Source organism: Rhizobium sp. AC27/96 (assembly GCF_001692325.1).
Taxonomy (GTDB): Bacteria; Pseudomonadota; Alphaproteobacteria; order Rhizobiales; family Rhizobiaceae; genus Rhizobium.
In genome coordinates this window covers 639,912-658,384 of the sequence record NZ_LXKN01000001.1, presented here as the reverse complement: position 1 = coordinate 658,384, position 18,473 = coordinate 639,912, and the positions used below count along the sequence as shown (strand labels likewise).

The following is an 18,473-nucleotide window of genomic DNA, read 5'->3' as shown; positions in this document are numbered from 1 at the left end:
CCGCCACGAGATCGGCTTGTCCAGTGATTCCGGCAGGAAACACGGTCATTTCAATGCCATCTTGAAACCGAGATGGGTCGGCTTGAAGCCCAGTCTCTCATAGAAACGGTGAGCATCCTTGCGCTGAGCATTCGAGGTTAGCTGCACCAGCCGCATGCCGCGGCTTTTTGCCTCGTCGATGCAGAAATTGATCATCGCAGCACCTATCCCCTGCCCGCGCATATCCGACCGCGTCTGTACCGACTCGATAATCATCGCGGACGATCCCCGAGCATGCAACGAAGTGACGACGATCGTCTGGAAGGTGCCGACGATCTCGCCGGCAAGTTCGGCCGCGTAGAGCGTCTGGCCGGAAGATGAGGCGACAGCGCGAAAGGCGCTGAGATAATCGTCATAGACGGAAGGATCAGCGGTATCGCCGTGCCCGCCCATGGTGTCGGCGGCAAAGAGGTCGATCAAAGAGGGAAGATCGAATTCTTTCGCTTCGCGGATAAGTAGTTCTTGTGAGGGCAATATATCGTACCTACGTCTTTGTTCCGTGGAGGAACTGAAAAGCAATCATGTCGACCAGCGAAACGTATACAATCGAATACGACAATTCTGCGCTGGGATATAAGGCGGCTACATATATATTTTTGACGATATTGATTGCTTTTATAGCCTATCTTTCAAGAAGCGACATAATCACAAGCATGGCTTGGATATCGCTTGCCTTGCTAACCGCGTGCGGCGCTTTCGTGACATTGCATAAGCTTATTTTTCGAGCGCGAGCGGCGATTTTGGTCATCTCACCTGAAGGTATCAAGGACACGCGGTTAGGGTCAGATTTCATCCGTTGGGCCGACATCGAGAAAATCGACGTCCCCACGCCCCGCAAAAGCCTAGGCATAATATTAGGCGCCATGCTTCTAGGCTTTTGCGTGATAGTCGTTGCGATAGTCCTATCCGAAGGTGCGATTGTCGGTGTTGAGTCACTCAGTTGGAGCCAGCCAAACCGACACGTCTGGCTGCGGTTAGCTCCAGGGTATCGCGTAATTGGACAGCTGCGCGGCTCAAGGCGCCATATCCGCCAAGGGGCGGAGGATATACAGCACGTTTGTATCGTGATTTCGGATCTGACTTACGGAAAGCAGGGGCTTCTGGAGCTGATGGCAAAATTCCATGCACGATATACGAAGACAGAGAAGACTGAAGATGCGGCCTAGGCACCAAACGCTGGCCATTGACCAAAAAGCTTCAAAACCAACAGGCTGCTAGGTAGCCAGCGGCTTCTCAAACACCAGCGTCGGTATGCCCGATTGCCCCGGCCCGTTATTGTCAGTGCGGCCAACTTCGACAAAACCATGCGCCTTGTAGAAGGCGATCGCCGGTTCGTTTTGCGGATCGACTTCCAGGCGCATGATTTCTGCGTCAGGAAAACAAGTTTCCAGCTCGGCGAAGATGTCGCGGCCGACGCCTTGGCGCTGGTAGCGCGGGCCGACATAGAGCATGTGCAGCATGACCGTCTTGGTCATTTCCGTGGACATGGCGGCATAACCCATGCCGCCAATTGCCCTGCCGTCGTCGGCGACGAGGAATTCGGCGTTCTTCTTAGCCAACCGCGCCTTCAGCGATGCCAGAGAGTGCCAGGAGGCATGCAACTCGCTGACCTTGTCGGCCCCATAGATATGGTCGTAGGTCGCATGCCAGGTTTCGCGCAGCAGAGCACGGACCTTTTCCAGATCCTGCTCGCCGGCGGTGCGGACGAAGAACACCCGCTATTCCTCTTCGATGCCGAGCTTGGCCTTGACCAGTGCCTGCACGGCCTGCGGGTTTGCCTTGCCGCCCGTGGACTTCATCACCTGGCCGACGAACCAGCCGGCAAGGGTCGGCTTTGCCTTGACCTTGGCAACCTGATCCGGGTTGGCGGCAATGATCTCGTCGACGGCCTTTTCGATGGCGCCGGTGTCGGTCACCTGCTTCATGCCGCGGGTCTCGACAATCTCGGCGGGATCGCCACCCTCGGTGAGGATGATCTCGAACAGATCCTTGGCGATCTTGCCGGAGATGGTCTCGGCCTTGATGAGGTCGATGATCGCACCGAGCTGAGCGGGCGAAACCGGAGTCTCTTCAATGTCTTTGCCGATTCTGTTCAGAGCGCCCAGCAAGTCGTTGATCACCCAGTTTGCAGCAGCCTTGCCGTCACGGCCGGCAGCGACCGCTTCGAAATAATCGGCGATCGCCTTTTCCGAGACGAGCACGGAAGCGTCGTAGATCGAAAGGCCGAGCTCACGAACGAAGCGCTCTTTCTTGTCGTCGGGCAGCTCAGGCAGATGCTTGGCTAGCTCTGCAACGAAGGCGTCATCGAATTCGAGCGGCAGCAGATCCGGATCGGGGAAATAGCGGTAATCATGCGCATCTTCCTTGGTGCGCAGGGACCGGGTCTCGCCCTTGTTGGGATCGAACAGGCGGGTTTCCTGATCGATCTTGCCGCCATCCTCCAGAATGCCGATCTGCCGGCGTGCTTCGTATTCGATCGCCTGACCGATGAAGCGGATGGAGTTGACGTTCTTGATTTCGCAGCGCGTGCCGAATTCGCCGCCGGGACGGCGCACGGAGACGTTGACGTCGGCGCGCATGGAGCCCTCGTCCATGTTGCCGTCGCAGGTGCCGAGATAGCGCACGATCGAGCGCAGCTTCGTCATATAGGCCTTCGCCTCGTCCGACGAGCGGATATCCGGCTTGGAGACGATTTCCATCAGCGCGACGCCGGAGCGGTTGAGATCCACATAGGACATGGTGGCATGCTGATCGTGCAGCGACTTGCCAGCATCCTGTTCCAGATGCAGGCGCTCGATGCCGATCTCGATATCTTCGAACTGGCCCTGACGGTCCGGGCCGAGCGAGATGACGATCTTGCCCTCGCCGACGATCGGGTCCTTGAACTGCGAGATCTGATAGCCTTGCGGCAGGTCGGGATAGAAATAGTTCTTGCGGTCGAAGATCGAACGATTGTTGATCTGCGCCTTCAGGCCGAGACCGGTGCGCACGGCCTGCGCGACGCATTCCTCGTTGATGACGGGCAGCATGCCGGGCATGGCGGCATCGACCAGCGACACGTTGGAATTCTGCGGCTTGCCGAACTCGGTCGAGGCGCCGGAGAAGAGCTTGGAATTGCTCAACACCTGGGCATGGACTTCCATGCCGATAACGATTTCCCAATCGCCGGTGGCACCGGGAATGAAGCGTTTCGGATCTGGCGTGCGGACGTCGACAAGGGTCATGGGAAGCTCTTGAAATGCTGTTCTTCTGAACTTTGTGAGGTAGAGCAATTGGCGGGATGGCGCAAGGCTTTCGGCACTGCCGGCGCGCTATATGCCGGGACCATAGGCGCCGTCGCCGCCCTCGACCAGCGCTTTCGAAAGTCCAATCGTCGGAACGTCGCTATCGAGCTTCGGCGAATAGACGATCGACAGCCAGCGGATCTCGTAGCCGTGCGCCTTGAAGAAGCCGATCGCGTCGGCATTGCCGGCGTGCGTGTGCAGGGAGATCTTTTCCAGTCCCTGCTCGCGCACATCCTGCTCGATGCGTGCCAGCAGCGCCGAACCCAATCCCTGACGAAGAAACCCGGGATCGATCCAGAAATCGGAGATGGTCTCATCGAGCGCCTCACGCGCCGCCCAGCCGACAACTTCCGCATTCAGTTCGATGATCGTGATCGTCAGCCACATATTGCGGGTGAAATTGGCAAAGGCGTCGCTGGCGTTCTCCAGAAGCTCACCCGAGCCTCCGATCGCGCCCATGGCCTTCTGCCAGGAGCGCACGCCTATACTCGCCAATACCTCGGTTTCACCCTCATGGGCATTGCGAATATGGATCATCAAGCCCCCGCCATTTCCGGTAGTAAAGCACCGGAGCGTGGCTTTTTCCAGCGGCGAGATTCGCGGTTGCACATCGCATTTCATACTGCAGATACGGTTGCGCTTGACTGCCGGGCGCAACCTGTTTTAAACACGGCGCCTCGACGGAGTTTTTATGTCCACCTTTTGTCAGACCCGGTAAAGGCCTCGCTCGCAAGTTCGCTTGCGTGCCAGGCCTGAAAAACGAAGCCCCGACTTCCCTCCAGGGAAGCTTCGGATCGTTTTGTTGCGCCCCATGGCGCATTACGGATTCTGACTCCAATGGATATTTCTCGCGCGGAACAGCGCATTCTCCACCTGCTCGCTCAGGGCGGCCGCATCGAACTCGAACGCACCGAAAAGAAGAAGATCGAGACCGCCAGTTGCTACACGCGCGACGGCTGGCTCTATCCCGATTTCGGGATTGACCTCTTTCGCAGGCTCAGACGGCTGAAGGCCATCCGGTCCACCGACGGTCAACCCTACCGGATCACGGAAAAGGGGCTAAAGCTGGTGAGGGCGCAGCTGGATAATCGATAGAGCAAGGACGAGAGCCGCCCGATGAGGCGGCTCTCTCCAATAGGCGCTGCCGACGTGGCGATCAGAATGTTCTGATGATGTCAGTCACCTTGTCGCCGCGGCGATCGCTTTCCTGCTGCACGGTATCGCGCCTTTCGTTCATCGAGGCAATCTGGTCCTCGCTATCCGCCAGAGCCTTCAAATAGCGCTTCTTCAGATCGCTATTGTCGGGCACGGCGCCGAGATTGCGCCTTATCCGTTCCTGATCGTTGATGGTTTTCTCGATTTCGCTGTCGAGGCTCGCCAGTTCGTTCTGGATCGCAACCTGCCTTTTGCGCGCGTCTGCCAGGTTTGCGAGCTTGTCCGTGAGTGCCTTGTCCTGTGTCGAGGCCGACCATCCGAGCAGCATGTCCGGTTCAACATCGACCAGGGCATAGCTGTTGCTCTGAAGCTGCTCGTCGACTGCCGTCAGCGTCTTTTCCGTGCCAGCCGGCACGACCACCTTGAGCCGTTGATGCGTTGCAGTCTTGCCGAAACTCTCAGCCGAAGAGAACGACCAGCCGTCCCGGATCGGGTGCTCGATGATAACGGTCCGTTCGCCATCAAGCGCACCGGACACGATGTATGTCGTCGTCTGGCGATATCTAACGGTGGCATTCATAACGCCATCGGAAACCTTCAGCGAGGCGATTTCCTCGGTCGGCGTCTGCTGTTCGCTGATCGATACCTTGCGATCGGTGGCAAAGCTGGCGAGGCGCGTGTCGTCCTTGGGCAGCGCCGACAGCTGGGAATCGCCGATATAGCCGGTTTTACTGTCGTAGAGGGTCAGAATTCCCGCCGGCAAGCTGACCCCGGTGGTGTTCTTCAGCATTACGGCGGCGATGGGATTGCGAAAGGCGCTGCCGGCCCGATACATGTCCACCATGTCGGCCTCCACATCCGCATCCTTGATCGGCACCGACAAGGTATCGCCATTGGCGAGATCGTAGGTTCCCGGAAGCTCGAAGGTGGCGGAAATATCGCTTTCGGTTGCCGCTGTTGGATTTCCGGTGGCGACTTGCATCGGTTCTGCCGGCCGCGCCAACTCGTCGGTCGCATAGGCCTGTGCATCCGCCATTCTTTTGGCATCATAATGCATTGCCCCGGCGGGTGCGGGCGCCGCGGCGCTGGATGCCAGCCGCCGCCTGTTGGAGAGATCGCCGCTGTCCGGATCGGGGACGTTGTTCGACGCCGTGTTGACAGGCACTTCCTGCCGCTCTCGCCAATAAAGCTGGTGCAGGCCCTGCTTCAGCGTCACCGGTTCGGCCGAGGTCAGCGTCAGCTTGATGCCCTTCCAATCCTCGCCGCTGGCATTTTCCAGCACCGTCCACGCCTGCAGGCGCGCCTTGTTATTTCCATCGATGACGACCTTGTAGGCCGTTTTCCAGATCGGTGACGGAACGACATAGGTGAGACCGATATCACCGCTGTTCTTCACGCCATTCACCTTGATATCGATGGCGCGGGTGCGATCGTTCTTGCCGCGGGCAATGGCTGCCGTCGCCTTGGCGAGCTTTGCCCTCGTATCGGGATCGTCAAAGCGGACGGACGCATCCTGGCCGAGCGCCAGCGTCTCCACCGCGCCATCCTTGTCGATGACGGTCAGCAGATAAGTCGATGTCTTCTCGTCGGCCTTCCTGGCCTCTATGCCGAGGATGCTTCCTTCAACGGTCTTGCCACCGCTGGTAACCGCCACCTTGGCGCCCTGCATCGATGTCAGAAGCGACGGCACGGAGGAGAGCGCTTCCAGACTGAATGGCAGGCCCTTGAATGTCTCTTGCAAGGGCTGCGGCCCTGCCAGCGACATGCCGGCCACTGAACCCGCGGCCCCATTGACCACAAGGCTCTTCAGGATGTCGTCGACCTGATCGAGCGGCACCTCGATCCGGATCATGCCATCGCTATTGATATCGGCCGCTCGCGAAACCTGGGCCAGACCGCCCGAGGACAGAGTGATGGATCGAATGGCCCCATTGTCGGCCGCCAGCACAATCGCTGGAGATGACACGCTGAGGAGCAGGATCGCCGTGACTTGCTTGAGCATGAAGAGACCTTCCGATTCGGTTGCAGTGGATGAGACCAAGCGGCTCGCTGCAATTTATGATCGTATTTCGGTCCAAAGTGTGATGGCGCGTGGGCGGAATATTGGCATGTGCAAAAAGGGCCGCCCGGATTTCCGGACAGCCCTTTTGATAAGTGATGTCAAACGTCGCGAAGCTTGACGAGATCGTTCATCAGGCCATTCGTACCGTTGGGGATCTTCGGCTTACCACCACTTCGCCGGCGTGAACTTGCCGGCGGCCTGCTCGATGACATGGGCAGTCTTGAAGAGGGTTTCTTCGTCGAACGGCTTGCCGATAAGCTGCAGGCCGAGCGGCAGGCCCTTCGGGTCGAGGCCGGCGGGGACGGCGATGCCGGGGAGACCGGCCATGTTGACCGTCACCGTGAAGATGTCGTTGAGGTACATCTTCACCGGATCGGACGCGAGGTCCTCGTCGGCGATGCCGAAGGCCGAGGACGGCGTGGCGGGCGTGAGGATCGCGTCGACGCCGGCGTTGAAGGCAAGCTCGAAATCGCGCTTGATCAGCGTGCGGACCTTCTGGGCGCGCAGGTAATAGGCGTCGTAATAGCCGGCCGACAGAACATAGGTGCCGATCATGATGCGGCGCTTCACTTCCTGGCCGAAACCGGCAGCGCGCGTCTTCTCGTACATGTCGACGATATCCTTGCCGTCGACGCGCAGGCCGTAGCGGACGCCGTCATAGCGGGCAAGGTTCGATGAGGCTTCGGCCGGCGCGACGATGTAGTAGGCCGGCAGCGCATATTTGGTGTGCGGCAGCGAGATGTTGACGATCTCGGCGCCGGCGTCCTTCAGCCAGGCAATGCCCTGCTGCCAGAGCTTTTCGATCTCTTCCGGCATGCCATCGACGCGATATTCGTTGGGGATACCGATCTTCATGCCCTTCAGCGACTGACCGAGCGAGGCCTCATAGTCCGGCACGGCCAAGTCGACAGAGGTCGTGTCCTTGGCATCGACGCTTGCCATCGACTTCAGGAGGATGGCGGCGTCGCGCACGTCGCGGGCGATCGGGCCGGCCTGGTCGAGCGACGAGGCGAAGGCGACGATGCCCCAGCGCGAGCAGCGGCCGTAAGTCGGCTTGATACCGACGGTGCCGGTGAAGGCGGCTGGCTGGCGGATGGAGCCGCCTGTATCGGTGGCGGTGGCGCCGGCGCAAAGATGCGCTGCAACGGCGGCGGCCGAACCGCCGGACGAGCCGCCCGGAACGAGCTGCTGGTTCGAGCCTTCGGCGCGCCAGGGGTTGATGACCGGGCCGTAATAGGAGCTCTCGTTGGACGAGCCCATGGCGAACTCATCCATGTTGAGCTTGCCGAGCATGACGGCGCCGTCGTTCCAGAGGTTCTGTGTGACAGTCGACTCATAGCGCGGCTGGAAACCGTCGAGGATGTGGCTGCAGGCCTGGGTGTGGATGCCTTCGGTGCCGAACAGGTCCTTGATCCCGAGCGGAATGCCTTCAAGCGCGCCGGCCTTGCCGGCTGCGAGGCGTGCGTCCGAAGCCTTGGCCATGTCTAGCGCCTTTTCCGGCGTCACCTTGATATAAGCATTGATCTGACCGTTGGCCGCGTCGATCGCCGAAATATAGGCTTCGGTCAGTTCGGTGGCGGTAATCTGCTTGGCGCGCAGCTTGTCGCGGGCTTCGGCAATGGTCAGGCTGGTCAGTTCGCTCATTTTGTTTCGCTTCAGATCTGGAATTGGGCAACGGGTCGGAAAGGCTCGAAAGGAACCGCTATTCTACGACTTTGGGCACCAGGAAGAAATTCTGATCGGTATTCGGCGCGTTGGCAACGATGTCGGCGGCCTTGTTGCCGTCGGTGACTTCATCCGTGCGCTTCTTCATTGCCATCGGCGTCACCGAGGTCATCGCCTCGACGCCATCGACATTCACTTCGGAGAGCTGCTCGACGAAGCCCAGAATGCCGTTCAGCTCGCCCATCATCCGCTGCGCTTCGTCTTCATTGACGGCGATGCGGGCAAGATGGGCGACGCGTTTGACAGTGGCGAGATCGACGGACATGGCATTCTCCGGATAGGATTTTTCTCACTCGCTATAAAGACCATGCCCGCCATACGCAACGGGTATCGTCAGGCAGAAACGCTCTCGCCCACCTTCGGTGCGGCAACCGACGTCTTCGAGCCTTCCATGCCGACAACGAACTTTTCCGCGGTCTGGTCGATGAAGGGGAAGCTGCCATAGTGGCAGGGGATGGCGGTCTTGAAGTTGAAGAAGCGCTGGCAGGCGAGTGCGGCCACGGCACCGCCCATGGTAAAGCGGTCGCCAATCGGCAGGATGCCGATATCGGGTTGATGCAGTTCGTTGATCAGGGCCATATCCGAGAAGATGTCGGTATCGCCCATGTGGAAGAGCGATGCTTCATCTTCAAAGTGCAGCATCAGGCCGTTCGGGTTGCCGAGCGCGTGGGAAACGCCATCTTCGGTGATCTGGGCGGAAGAATGCAGCGCATTGGTAAAGGTGGCCGAGAAGCCGCCGAGGCTGACGGTGCCGCCGGTATTGCCCATTTCCAGCTTCTCGACGCCCTTCGTGCCGAGCCAGGAGGCGAGATCGGCGTTGGCGAGAACCACGGCGCCGGTGTCCTTTGCGATCTGAACCGTATCGCCGACGTGGTCGGCATGGCCGTGCGTCAAAAGGATATGGGTTACGCCTTCGGCGGCATCCTTGATGTTGAGGCCGGCGGCGGCAAAGGAAGGATTATAGGTCAGGAAAGGATCGATCAGTATTTTCGCCTTCGCCGTTTCGATACGAAAAGCGGCATGGCCGAGCCAAGTGATCTTCATGGGATTTATCCTTATGACTTGATTTGAAATGGAAGGCTGGTGTCTAGGAGATATCTCAAACCGCGACAAAGAAAAGCGGCTTTGACTTCAATTTGTTTTGACAGGAGCAAGACCCCGATGACGACGCTGACCATCGAAGACCTGGCCATGATGCTTCTGCCCGGCCAGGCAGTCGCCGGCCTCGATCTCGGCACCAAGACGATCGGGCTGGCCATGTCCGATCTCGGCCGGCGTTTCGCCACGCCGCGCCCGGTGATCAAGCGGGTCAAGTTCACCCAGGACGCCCAGACCCTGCTTGCCTTTGCAGAGAAGGAGAAGGTCGCCGCCTTCATCATCGGCCTGCCCGTCAATATGGATGGTTCTTCGGGGCCGCGCGTCCAGGCCACCCGCGCCTTCGTGCGCAGCATGGCCGACAAGACCGCCCTGCCCTTCGTCTTCTGGGACGAGCGTCTTTCGACCGTCGCTGCCGAACGGGCGCTTCTGGAGATGGACGTCTCGCGCGCCAAGCGGGCCGAGCGCATCGACTCGGCGGCGGCGAGCTTTATTCTTCAGGGAGCGTTGGACAGGTTGTCGGCGCTCGGCAGGGCCACCCTGCCCGATCTCGACGCCTGACGGCGCTTCCACCAGGCAATGATGGCGGCGCGGCGGCGAAAGCCGAAGATCGCGAAGACAAGCAGACTGTCGAAGGCGATGGCGCGCGCGACCAGCGGCGGAATGGTTTCCGGCGGGATGCCGAGGATCTTGCCGTAGATATCGAACACCAGGTCATGCATCTGCCGTGTCAGCATGAATATGCCGAAGCTCATGTCGTAGTACGACAGATAATACCATGCCCCGAGAAACGAGACCGGCCCAGCCCAGCAAATCAACAACCACTTCATGCGGTACCCCTTCGACGCTGGAATTGCGTCGTGCCAGCCGAAAGGACGAACCAGTTCGACAGCGCCATGGCGCTCAGAACCACCGCGGGCCAGGTTATATCTAGTGCGAGCACGGCGAAGAACATCATCGCCGCGACAAGAAACACTAATTTTGCGGGTCTCAACCCCATGGCTGCACGCTTGATGGTTAACAATCGGTCTCTTCACAGTGACGAGTTAACCGCTGGGGTGCAACGTAAACCATTTGTTAAGGTTAACAGCGCGGCGGGCTTGTGGATATCTTCCGAACAGGCCCCGGCATCAGCCGTAAACGCCGCGTACGATCCGCTTCAAGGAGGCTGCCGCCTTCTCCCAATCCTTGGCGTTTTTCAAAGGAAGACCGGCGCATTGGTCGCTGACCGCTGCCGACAGGACAAGATGCTGGATGGCCGCGAAGATCATGGCGTTGACCGCCTGCGCATCGACGCCCTTTGGCGGTGTCAGCGAGCCGCGCATGCGCTCGATCCAGCCAGCAAGCGCCTTGGATCGAGCTTCGGACAGCCGGCGGACCTGCTCGCTGTTTTCCGAGACTTCCCAGGCGACAATGCGGCGCATCAGCGGGTCGGCGCGCAGGGCGTCGAGAAATAGCAGAGCAAGGCGCTCCATCAGATCGCCATAGGTCAGAAGGAACATGCCGCCGGTGTCGTCGGGAATGCGGTCCTTCACCCAGTCTCCGAGATCCGTGCCGATCGCTTCCACAAGGCCGTTCAGGCCGCCATAATAGCGGTAGATCAGCTGCTTGTCGCAGCCGGCACCGCGCGCCACCGCATTGATGCCGAAATTCTGGAACCCCTCCTCCGCCAGAAGCCGCTTGGCGGCGTCGAGGATCGCCTGCTCGGTCGCGGCGCGGTTGCGCACCCGCTTTTCCGCAACGGGCGTTTCCAACGGTATTTTAACGGCTGCGTTTGCAACGGCCATCGACTCAGCTCCAATCTGTCACCGAGCGGTGAGTAGCAAGCCGCATCGATACGGACAACAAAGCTGTGGGCGGCAATATCGCCTGGGCCTGCAAATCCACAGATTTAGACAGGCTGGCCAAACCACACGGTGGTTTCCGACGCGATATCCGCCGGCAACTCCACCGGCACGAAGCCCCGCGACGACCAGAAGCGGATGGCGCCATGATTGCCGGAATTGGCGCCAAGGTGAATGCCCTTGACGCCGTTGGCGCGGGCATTCTCGATCCAGCGATCGAGCAAAGCCGTGCCGATGCCCTTCCCCTGCGCCCTCGGCAGCAGATTCATATGAATATGCGCCGGAAAGCGATCTGTGAGGAAGGTGGGCACCCGGTTCGGACGATAGATGGCCGATATGCGCCGCTGGTCGGCATCCCAAAGCGTCGGATCTCCCGACGGAGCGGCATATTGCCGGCGCAAGCCCGGCCACCATTCGCGCTCAAGCCGGTCTTCGAAAGCGACCGTATCGAAGGCGCCGGAAATATAGCCAAAGACACCCTCGCCATCCTCGGCAACGAAGACCAGTTGGGGAAGAAGCGTGGCATAGGGCGCCGAATAGATGTGCCCGATCAAACGTCCGTCGCGGTGAAGCGGCGTCGCATCCTTGCCGGCATCGCCCGTCTTCAGCGAGATCGCATAGAGCTGGTCAATGTCGCCGGGTTGGACGGGTCGGAGATTAATCATGGGAGCCCCTGCAAGCGAATATGATACCAAGCCAAATTGTTCAGATCCGAACACCTCTTCAGAGGTGCCGGCTGACATCCATTCGCCGATGCAACACACGAATCACAATCATCTCGGCATCGGATAGAAGATAGTAAATCACATGCGAGCCGACGGCATATTTGAAATAGCCTTCACGAATGTCGGCCCGACGCCCGACTTTCAGACCCGACGCCAAACCCTCGAAAACTTCGACGATTTCGGCATGGTAGGCTTCCGCTTGCTTCGCAGACCAGTTTTCGACCGTATATCGCCAGACATCTTCAAGGTCGGCCTCCGCCAAGGGCGATAGACCGTAGCGACCAGGCCTATTCGCCATATGTGGCACGCATCCGCTTCAGGAATGCAGCATTATCGAAGGGGGCAGGTTTTCCGGATTCCTCGCCGGCAATCAACGCCTCTTGAAGAGCCCGGACCTTTGCCTCGTGCTCTTCGAGCAGCCGCAGGCCAGCGCGGACAACATCGCTGGCGGAGCCGTAGCGGCCCGTCTGCACCTGGGCATCGATGAAGTCGCTGAAATGATCACCGAGCGAAACTGATGTGTTGCGGGCCATGTAAAAACTCCCTTGTCGATACCAATATATAATACATATTGGTATCGCGGCAATCGCCGGCGCAAATTCTAGGTGGCTGGCGGATAGAGGAGGTCGACGATGTAGCCGGCATCGAACCGCGCATCGAGCATGCCATAGGTGGAGCGCCAGCCGCCGGCAAGGCGGGTTTCGATGAAGGCATCGGCGATCTTGCCCGCTCCGAGGCGATAGAGTTCGGCCGCCCCGGCAGCAAGCGCCATTTGTTCGACCAGCAAGCGGGCAGCGCCCTCATCCTGTTCGCAAAGCGCCATGGCTGCCCGCAAAACTTCGATGGTCTTCTTGCCGGCAGGTCCGAGATCGCGGGCAAGGCCGGCGAACACGGTTTCGAACAGGTCCTTGCCGCGGTTCAACACGCGTAGAACGTCGAGCGCCATGACATTGCCGGAGCCTTCCCAGATCGCGTTGACTGGTGCTTCGCGGTAATGACGGGCGATCGGGCGCTCCTCGATATAGCCGCTGCCGCCAATGCACTCCATGGCTTCATAGATGAGCGCCGGAGCGATCTTGCAGCACCAATATTTGGCGACCGGCGTCATGACGCGGGCATAGGCCGCGTCCTCGCTGTTGCCGCTTGCCTTGTCGAAGGCCTCGGCCAGGCGGAAGGCGAGCGCCGTTGCCGCCGCGACGTCGAGCGCCATGTCGGCGAGCACGCGCGTCATGATCGGCTGGTTGACCAGCATCTTGCCGAAGACGCTGCGGCCGCGCGCATGATGCACCGCCTCGGCCAGCGAAGCGCGCATGATGCCGGCCGAGGCCAACGCGCAGTCAAGCCGCGTCAGCGTCACCATGTCGAGGATCGTGCGGATGCCGGCATCGGGCGTTCCGAGCAGGAAGCCGAAGGTATCGTGGAACTCGACTTCGGAGGAAGCGTTCGAGCGATTGCCGAGCTTGTCCTTCAGCCGCTGGAACTGCAGGCCGTTGGCCGAGCCATCCTCGAGCAGCCTCGGGACGAGGAAGCAGCCAAGGCCCTCCTTGGTCTGGGCGAGCATGATGAAGGCATCGCTCATCGGCGCCGACATGAACCATTTATGGCCCGAAAGCCGGTAGATGCCGTCGCTCACCTTTTCGGCGCTGGTCTTGTTGGCGCGCACATCGGTGCCGCCCTGCTTCTCCGTCATGCCCATGCCGATGGTGACGGCGGTCTTCTGCATGGCGGGCTTGTTGGAAGAATCATATTTGCGCGACAGGATTTTTGGCGCCCAGTCCTTTTGGACGGCGGGCGACGCCATCATGGCGGCCACGGAGGCGCTGGTCATCGTCAGCGGGCAGAGATGGCCGCATTCGAGCTGCGCCGTCAAATAGAAGCGCGCGGCGCGGACCTTGTGCGACTGCCCCTTTGCCTCGGGGTCCGCCTGCGCATCCCAGATCGAGGAATGCAGGCCCGACGCCATGGAACGGCGCATCAGCGCGTGCCAGGCCGGATGGAATTCGACGACATCGAGACGCTCGCCCCGCGGACCATGGGTGCGCAGCTGCGGCGTGCCCTGGTTCGCCATACGCGCCAGTTCCTGCGCCTCGTGAGAGGTGACGAAGCGGCCGAGCTGCTCCAGATCTTCGCGGACCGAGCGTGGCAGACCGGAGGTCAGATCAACGATGAGCGGATCGGAACGATAGGCATTGATGCCGGACCAGAGGCTCGGCTGGTTCAAGTCGGCAAATGGGTCGTCAGTCCGGGTCTGTTGGGTCATGAATCGCTTTTTAGAGCAAGAGGGTTGCAAAAGGAAACCGGAAGTTTTGTCTCCCAACAGCATAGCTGCTGTAACGGCATTCGGGCGAAATTGCATGGGGAACAAGCAGGCTCATCGCATACGCGCGCTTGCCCCTTTGGCGCTCCCTCTCTATAGACCCCCTGACGACATTCAGAGGGCAGGTCCATGGTCTTCTTTCCCCACCGCCACCTCATCGGCATCAAGGGTCTTACCGAGCAGGATATCACCTATCTTCTCGACAGGGCCGACGAGGCCGTCAAGATAAGCCGCCAGCGCGAGAAGAAGACGTCGACGCTTCGCGGTCTCACGCAAATCAACCTCTTCTTCGAAGCCTCGACCCGCACGCAATCCTCCTTCGAGCTGGCCGGAAAACGGCTCGGCGCCGATGTCATGAACATGTCGGTTGGCAATTCCTCGGTGAAAAAAGGCGAAACGCTGATCGATACGGCGATGACGCTGAACGCCATGCGGCCAGACGTACTTGTCATCCGCCATTCGAGTGCCGGCGCTGCCGCATTGCTGGCCCAGAAGGTCTCCTGCTCGGTGGTCAATGCCGGCGACGGCCAGCACGAACATCCGACGCAGGCGCTGCTCGACGCGCTGACGATCCGCCGCACCAAGGGCAAGCTTTCGCGCATCATCGTCGCCATCTGCGGAGATGTGCTTCATTCGCGCGTCGCCCGCTCAAACATCCTGCTTCTGAACGCCATGGGCGCCCGCGTCCGCGTCGTCGCTCCTGCCACGCTTCTGCCCACCGGCATTGCCGACATGGGCGCCGAGGTCTTCCATTCGATGAAGGAAGGCCTGAAGGACGCCGATGTTGTCATGATGCTGCGGTTGCAACGAGAGCGCATGTCCGGCGCCTTCGTGCCGTCGGTGCGTGAATACTATCATTTCTACGGGCTCGACGCGGAAACGCTGAAAGCCGCCAAGGAGGATGCGCTTGTCATGCATCCAGGCCCGATGAACCGCGGGGTCGAGATCGCCTCCGAAGTCGCCGACGGTCCACAGAGCGTCATTGCCGAACAGGTGGAAATGGGCGTCGCCGTGCGCATGGCGGTCATGGAGACGCTGCTCATCTCCCAGAACCAGGGGCCTCGCAGCGAGGGAGCAGGCGCATGAGCAACTCGATCGTCCTGCAGAATGTCCGCATCATCGACCCCTCCCGCAATCTCGATGAGGTCGGCGCGATTGTCGTCGAGGATGGCATCATCATTTTCGCCGGCAAGGGCTTGAAAGGCCATGCGACACCCAAGGGCGCGACGGTACGGGATTGCACCGGCCTCGTCGCCGTGCCCGGCCTGGTCGATGCTCGCGTGCATGTCGGCGAGCCCGGCGGCGAGCATCGCGAAACGATCGCGTCTGCAAGCCGTGCGGCAGCGGCCGGCGGCGTTACCTCCTTCATCATGATGCCGGATACCCATCCCGTCATCGACGACATCGCCCTGGTCGAATTCGTCAAGAAGACGGCGCGTGATACGGCGGTCGTCAATGTCTATCCGGCTGCAGCCCTCACCAAGGGCCTTGCCGGCGAAGAGATGACGGAAATCGGCCTGCTTCGGGCAGCTGGGGCCGTCGCCTTCACCGATGCGCATTCCGCCGTCTATGACACGCAGGTCCTGCGGCGGTTGATGACCTATGCGCGCGAATTCGGCGCGGTTATTTCCTGCGAGACCCGCGACAAGTATCTCGGCGCCAACGGCGTCATGCATGAGGGATTGCTGGCGAGCTGGCTCGGGCTTTCGGGCATCCCTAGGGAAGCCGAGCTTATCCCGCTGGAGCGCGATCTGCGTATCGCGGCACTGACCCGCAGCCATTACCACGCAGCCATGATCTCCGTGCCGGAATCGGCTGAGGCCATCCGCCTTGCCCGCTCGCGTGGCGCCAAGGTCACCTGCGGCATCTCGATCAACAACCTCGCACTGAACGAGAACGACATCGGCGAATACCGGACGTTCTTTAAAGTCTACCCGCCGCTTCGTTCCGAGGACGACCGCACGGGCATGATCGAGGCGTTGGCGGACGGCACGATCGACATCATCGTCTCCTCGCACGACCCGCAGGATGTGGATACCAAGCGCCTGCCCTTCGGCGAGGCCGAGGACGGCGCTGTCGGGCTGGAAACGCTGCTTGCCGCCGCCCTTCGGCTCTATCATAGCGGCCAGGTCAGCCTGATGCGGCTCATCGATGCGCTGTCGACACGGCCCGCCCAGATCTTCGGTCTCGATGCCGGCACGCTGAAGCCCGGTGCCAAGGCAGATATTACCCTGATCGATCTTGACGAGCCTTGGCTTGTCGCAAAAGACATGCTTTTGTCGCGCTCGAAAAATACACCTTTCGAAGATGCGAGAATGAGCGGCCGGGCGGTTGCGACTTATGTCGCCGGCAAGCTGGTTCACAGCCTCTAGGGCAAGCCCGGGTTTACGGAGAACAAGACGTGATGGCGGATTTCTGGACTTGGCAGCTCACCCCGCAGACATTGCTGGCAGCCATCGTCATCGGCTACCTGCTCGGCTCCATCCCCTTCGGCCTGTTGCTGACGCGCATGGCTGGCCTCGGCGACGTCCGCAATATCGGCTCGGGCAATATCGGCGCGACAAACGTCCTTCGCACCGGTAACAAGTGGCTTGCGGCTGCGACGCTGCTGCTCGATGCCTTCAAGGGCACAGCCGCCGTTCTGATAACAGCCCATTTCTTTGGTGAGGATGCCGGTGTGCTTGCCGGCTTCGCGGCCTTCATCGGCCACATCTTCCCGGTCTGGATCGGCTTCAAGGGCGGCAAGGGCGTTGCGACCTATCTCGGCATCCTGCTCGGTCTGGCGCCGCTGATGGCCCTGATCTTCGCCATCGTCTGGCTGGTCATTGCCTTCACCACCCGTTATTCCTCGCTTTCCGCATTGGTTGCAACCCTTGTCATCCCGGTTGTATTGTGGATATTGGGCGTCGACAAGATCGCCGCCGTCATGGCGTTGATGACGGTCATCTCCTGGTACAAGCACAGGGCCAATATCATCAGGCTGACCGCCGGAACGGAAGGCAAGATCGGAGCAAAGGGATAATGGACGCAGGCAGCGCAAGACGGACCGGAGTTGCGCTGACCGAAAAACAAAGGATTGCCTGGCTCAGGCTGATCCGCTCCGACAATGTCGGACCATCCACCTTTCGCGATCTCATCAATCATTATGGCTCGGCAGAAGCAGCACTTGCGATGCTGCCGGAACTTTCCCAGCGCGGCGGCTCGACGCGAGCGATCCGCATTGCCGACGAGCGAGACGCTCTGCGCGAGCTGGAAGCTGTACATCGCTTCGGCGCACGCTTCGTGGGCATCGGCGAGCCGGATTATCCGCCGGCGCTAAGGGAGATCGACGGGGCGCCGCCTCTCCTGACGGTCAAAGGTAATATCCCGGCGGCGACGCGACCTTCTATCGGCATCGTCGGCTCGCGCAATGCCTCGATCAGCGGGGCAAAGTTCACTGCCATGATCGCCCGCGCCTGCGGCGAGGCCGGTTATGCCGTCGTCTCCGGGCTTGCGCGTGGTATTGATACGGCCGCCCATCGCGCCAGCCTCGAAACGGGGACCATCGCCGCGATGGCCGGCGGTCTTGATCAGCCCTACCCGCCGGAGAATATTGGCCTTCTCAACGACATATGGAATGGAAACGGGCTTGCCGTCAGCGAGATGCCGTTCGGATGGGAGCCGCGGGCACGCGACTTCCCGCGCCGTAACCGGCTGATATCGGGCATTTCGCTCGGTGTCGTCATCGTCGAGGCCGCGACCCGCTCAGGCTCGCTGATCACCGCGCGTCTTGCCGGCGAATTTGGCCGGCTGGTCTTTGCCGTTCCGGGTTCGCCGCTCGACCCGCGCTGCGAGGGCACCAACGGTCTGTTGAAGGACGGCGCGATGATCGTGACCACCCCGGGCGATATCGTCGACGCCTTGCGGCCGCTGGCCGAGCCGGATCTCTTCCGCCCGCGCCCTGTCGAAGCTCCGATCGAACGGAGCAAGCCGCTCTCCGTGCCGCCCGACGATGCCGAGCGTGACTACATCGTCGACGCACTCGGGCCGACACCGGTCGAGATCGACGACATCGTCAGGCATACCGGCCTACCGGTATCCGCTGTTCACTCTGTCCTTCTCGAGCTGGACATGGCTGGACGACTGCACCGCCACCCCGGCGGGCTGGTGTCGATCTCCATGCTGGATTGAAAACTGTGACACGCATACCAATTCTAAGCTTCGCATCGCTGCGTCGGTGGCAAAAAT

At 60.5% G+C, this 18,473-nt stretch carries 21 protein-coding genes; 7 read left to right on the top strand and 14 right to left on the bottom strand.

Features of this window, described 5'->3' with window-relative positions:
* Positions 1 to 45: 45 nt before the first annotated feature.
* Positions 46 to 513 (bottom strand): GNAT family N-acetyltransferase, encoded by a 468-nt coding sequence (locus tag A6U86_RS03225; protein ID WP_068386001.1) that lies wholly within the window; start codon positions 511 to 513, stop codon positions 46 to 48.
* Between the two features lie 47 nt (positions 514 to 560).
* Here A6U86_RS03225 and A6U86_RS03220 point away from each other — a divergent pair, with 47 nt between their 5' ends.
* Positions 561 to 1,205: a hypothetical protein gene (locus A6U86_RS03220; RefSeq protein ID WP_068385996.1), complete on the top strand. Its 645-nt coding sequence runs from the start codon at positions 561 to 563 to the stop codon at positions 1,203 to 1,205.
* Positions 1,206 to 1,253: 48 nt separating this feature from the next.
* On the opposite strand, the gene A6U86_RS03215 is transcribed toward A6U86_RS03220, so the two are convergent.
* The 3 genes from A6U86_RS03215 to A6U86_RS03205 all read right to left on the bottom strand — a co-directional run bounded on the left by A6U86_RS03215 (position 1,254) and on the right by A6U86_RS03205 (position 3,860).
* Positions 1,254 to 1,754, bottom strand: a complete 501-nt coding sequence (locus A6U86_RS03215) for a GNAT family N-acetyltransferase (protein WP_068385995.1) — start codon at positions 1,752 to 1,754, stop codon at positions 1,254 to 1,256.
* Positions 1,755 to 1,757: 3 nt separating this feature from the next.
* Positions 1,758 to 3,263 carry an Asp-tRNA(Asn)/Glu-tRNA(Gln) amidotransferase subunit GatB gene (gene gatB / locus A6U86_RS03210; protein WP_068385994.1) on the bottom strand — a complete coding sequence of 502 codons (1,506 nt, stop codon included), beginning with the start codon at positions 3,261 to 3,263 and terminating at the stop codon, positions 1,758 to 1,760.
* A gap of 87 nt (positions 3,264 to 3,350) precedes the next feature.
* Positions 3,351 to 3,860 (bottom strand): GNAT family N-acetyltransferase, encoded by a 510-nt coding sequence (locus A6U86_RS03205; RefSeq protein WP_068385986.1) that lies wholly within the window; start codon positions 3,858 to 3,860, stop codon positions 3,351 to 3,353.
* A 300-nt stretch (positions 3,861 to 4,160) separates the two neighbouring features.
* Between A6U86_RS03205 and A6U86_RS03200 the strand changes: the two genes are divergently transcribed.
* The gene (locus tag A6U86_RS03200) at positions 4,161 to 4,418 is read left to right on the top strand and encodes a YjhX family toxin (protein WP_068385985.1); all 258 of its coding nucleotides are present in this window, start codon (positions 4,161 to 4,163) and stop codon (positions 4,416 to 4,418) included.
* A 61-nt stretch (positions 4,419 to 4,479) separates the two neighbouring features.
* Here the strand turns inward: A6U86_RS03200 and A6U86_RS03195 are convergent, their stop codons facing one another.
* The 4 genes from A6U86_RS03195 to A6U86_RS03180 all read right to left on the bottom strand — a co-directional run bounded on the left by A6U86_RS03195 (position 4,480) and on the right by A6U86_RS03180 (position 9,309).
* Positions 4,480 to 6,480: a DUF4139 domain-containing protein gene (locus tag A6U86_RS03195; protein WP_068387773.1), complete on the bottom strand. Its 2,001-nt coding sequence runs from the start codon at positions 6,478 to 6,480 to the stop codon at positions 4,480 to 4,482.
* Positions 6,481 to 6,702: 222 nt separating this feature from the next.
* Positions 6,703 to 8,184: an Asp-tRNA(Asn)/Glu-tRNA(Gln) amidotransferase subunit GatA gene (gatA, locus tag A6U86_RS03190; RefSeq protein WP_068385984.1), complete on the bottom strand. Its 1,482-nt coding sequence runs from the start codon at positions 8,182 to 8,184 to the stop codon at positions 6,703 to 6,705.
* A gap of 58 nt (positions 8,185 to 8,242) precedes the next feature.
* A complete protein-coding gene (gene gatC, locus A6U86_RS03185) occupies positions 8,243 to 8,530 on the bottom strand; it encodes an Asp-tRNA(Asn)/Glu-tRNA(Gln) amidotransferase subunit GatC (protein WP_015339557.1) in 288 nt (95 codons plus the stop codon).
* Between the two features lie 68 nt (positions 8,531 to 8,598).
* Complete coding sequence (locus A6U86_RS03180) at positions 8,599 to 9,309, bottom strand: metal-dependent hydrolase (RefSeq protein ID WP_068385983.1); 711 nt, start codon at positions 9,307 to 9,309, stop codon at positions 8,599 to 8,601.
* 117 nt (positions 9,310 to 9,426) lie between these two features.
* Here A6U86_RS03180 and ruvX point away from each other — a divergent pair, with 117 nt between their 5' ends.
* Positions 9,427 to 9,921, top strand: coding sequence for a Holliday junction resolvase RuvX (gene ruvX, locus A6U86_RS03175; protein WP_068385981.1), 495 nt, complete (start codon positions 9,427 to 9,429; stop codon positions 9,919 to 9,921).
* Here the strand turns inward: ruvX and A6U86_RS03170 are convergent.
* The 6 genes from A6U86_RS03170 to A6U86_RS03145 form a co-directional block, all read right to left on the bottom strand.
* Positions 9,858 to 10,190 carry a DUF6105 family protein gene (locus tag A6U86_RS03170; protein WP_068385979.1) on the bottom strand — a complete coding sequence of 111 codons (333 nt, stop codon included), beginning with the start codon at positions 10,188 to 10,190 and terminating at the stop codon, positions 9,858 to 9,860. The genes ruvX and A6U86_RS03170 overlap by 64 nt on opposite strands.
* 300 nt (positions 10,191 to 10,490) lie before the next feature.
* On the bottom strand, positions 10,491 to 11,147 hold the full coding sequence (locus tag A6U86_RS03165) for a TetR/AcrR family transcriptional regulator (protein WP_068385978.1): 657 nt from the start codon (positions 11,145 to 11,147) through the stop codon (positions 10,491 to 10,493).
* A 104-nt stretch (positions 11,148 to 11,251) separates the two neighbouring features.
* On the bottom strand, positions 11,252 to 11,869 hold the full coding sequence (locus A6U86_RS03160) for a GNAT family N-acetyltransferase (RefSeq protein WP_068385976.1): 618 nt from the start codon (positions 11,867 to 11,869) through the stop codon (positions 11,252 to 11,254).
* 58 nt (positions 11,870 to 11,927) lie between these two features.
* Positions 11,928 to 12,227 (bottom strand): type II toxin-antitoxin system RelE/ParE family toxin, encoded by a 300-nt coding sequence (locus A6U86_RS03155; protein ID WP_068385973.1) that lies wholly within the window; start codon positions 12,225 to 12,227, stop codon positions 11,928 to 11,930.
* Positions 12,217 to 12,462, bottom strand: coding sequence for a type II toxin-antitoxin system ParD family antitoxin (locus tag A6U86_RS03150; RefSeq protein ID WP_068385971.1), 246 nt, complete (start codon positions 12,460 to 12,462; stop codon positions 12,217 to 12,219). The genes A6U86_RS03155 and A6U86_RS03150 overlap by 11 nt, the downstream gene beginning before the upstream one ends.
* Before the next feature lie 68 nt (positions 12,463 to 12,530).
* A complete protein-coding gene (locus A6U86_RS03145; protein WP_068385969.1) occupies positions 12,531 to 14,189 on the bottom strand; it encodes an acyl-CoA dehydrogenase family protein in 1,659 nt (552 codons plus the stop codon).
* A 186-nt stretch (positions 14,190 to 14,375) separates the two neighbouring features.
* Between A6U86_RS03145 and A6U86_RS03140 the strand changes: the two genes are divergently transcribed.
* From A6U86_RS03140 to dprA, 4 genes are read left to right on the top strand one after another with little or no spacing between them, the layout of a single operon-like run.
* A complete protein-coding gene (locus tag A6U86_RS03140; protein ID WP_068385967.1) occupies positions 14,376 to 15,332 on the top strand; it encodes an aspartate carbamoyltransferase catalytic subunit in 957 nt (318 codons plus the stop codon).
* Positions 15,329 to 16,618 carry a dihydroorotase gene (locus tag A6U86_RS03135; protein ID WP_068385965.1) on the top strand — a complete coding sequence of 430 codons (1,290 nt, stop codon included), beginning with the start codon at positions 15,329 to 15,331 and terminating at the stop codon, positions 16,616 to 16,618. The genes A6U86_RS03140 and A6U86_RS03135 overlap by 4 nt, the downstream gene beginning before the upstream one ends.
* Positions 16,619 to 16,647: 29 nt before the next feature.
* On the top strand, positions 16,648 to 17,268 hold the full coding sequence (plsY, locus tag A6U86_RS03130; protein WP_198929018.1) for a glycerol-3-phosphate 1-O-acyltransferase PlsY: 621 nt from the start codon (positions 16,648 to 16,650) through the stop codon (positions 17,266 to 17,268).
* A complete protein-coding gene (dprA, locus tag A6U86_RS03125) occupies positions 17,268 to 18,416 on the top strand; it encodes a DNA-processing protein DprA (protein WP_068385962.1) in 1,149 nt (382 codons plus the stop codon). Before plsY ends, dprA begins: the two co-directional genes overlap by 1 nt.
* Positions 18,417 to 18,473 lie beyond the last annotated feature (57 nt).

Coding starts and splice junctions, on each gene's coding strand:
- A6U86_RS03220 (WP_068385996.1), top strand. CDS start 561: ATGTCGACCAGCGAAACGTATACAATCGAATACGACAATTCTGCGCTG.
- gatB (WP_068385994.1), bottom strand. CDS start 3,263: ATGACCCTTGTCGACGTCCGCACGCCAGATCCGAAACGCTTCATTCCC.
- A6U86_RS03205 (WP_068385986.1), bottom strand. CDS start 3,860: ATGATCCATATTCGCAATGCCCATGAGGGTGAAACCGAGGTATTGGCG.
- A6U86_RS03200 (WP_068385985.1), top strand. CDS start 4,161: ATGGATATTTCTCGCGCGGAACAGCGCATTCTCCACCTGCTCGCTCAG.
- A6U86_RS03195 (WP_068387773.1), bottom strand. CDS start 6,480: ATGCTCAAGCAAGTCACGGCGATCCTGCTCCTCAGCGTGTCATCTCCA.
- gatA (WP_068385984.1), bottom strand. CDS start 8,184: ATGAGCGAACTGACCAGCCTGACCATTGCCGAAGCCCGCGACAAGCTG.
- gatC (WP_015339557.1), bottom strand. CDS start 8,530: ATGTCCGTCGATCTCGCCACTGTCAAACGCGTCGCCCATCTTGCCCGC.
- A6U86_RS03180 (WP_068385983.1), bottom strand. CDS start 9,309: ATGAAGATCACTTGGCTCGGCCATGCCGCTTTTCGTATCGAAACGGCG.
- ruvX (WP_068385981.1), top strand. CDS start 9,427: ATGACGACGCTGACCATCGAAGACCTGGCCATGATGCTTCTGCCCGGC.
- A6U86_RS03170 (WP_068385979.1), bottom strand. CDS start 10,190: ATGAAGTGGTTGTTGATTTGCTGGGCTGGGCCGGTCTCGTTTCTCGGG.
- A6U86_RS03165 (WP_068385978.1), bottom strand. CDS start 11,147: ATGGCCGTTGCAAACGCAGCCGTTAAAATACCGTTGGAAACGCCCGTT.
- A6U86_RS03160 (WP_068385976.1), bottom strand. CDS start 11,869: ATGATTAATCTCCGACCCGTCCAACCCGGCGACATTGACCAGCTCTAT.
- A6U86_RS03155 (WP_068385973.1), bottom strand. CDS start 12,227: ATGGCGAATAGGCCTGGTCGCTACGGTCTATCGCCCTTGGCGGAGGCC.
- A6U86_RS03150 (WP_068385971.1), bottom strand. CDS start 12,462: ATGGCCCGCAACACATCAGTTTCGCTCGGTGATCATTTCAGCGACTTC.
- A6U86_RS03145 (WP_068385969.1), bottom strand. CDS start 14,189: ATGACCCAACAGACCCGGACTGACGACCCATTTGCCGACTTGAACCAG.
- A6U86_RS03140 (WP_068385967.1), top strand. CDS start 14,376: ATGGTCTTCTTTCCCCACCGCCACCTCATCGGCATCAAGGGTCTTACC.
- A6U86_RS03135 (WP_068385965.1), top strand. CDS start 15,329: ATGAGCAACTCGATCGTCCTGCAGAATGTCCGCATCATCGACCCCTCC.
- dprA (WP_068385962.1), top strand. CDS start 17,268: ATGGACGCAGGCAGCGCAAGACGGACCGGAGTTGCGCTGACCGAAAAA.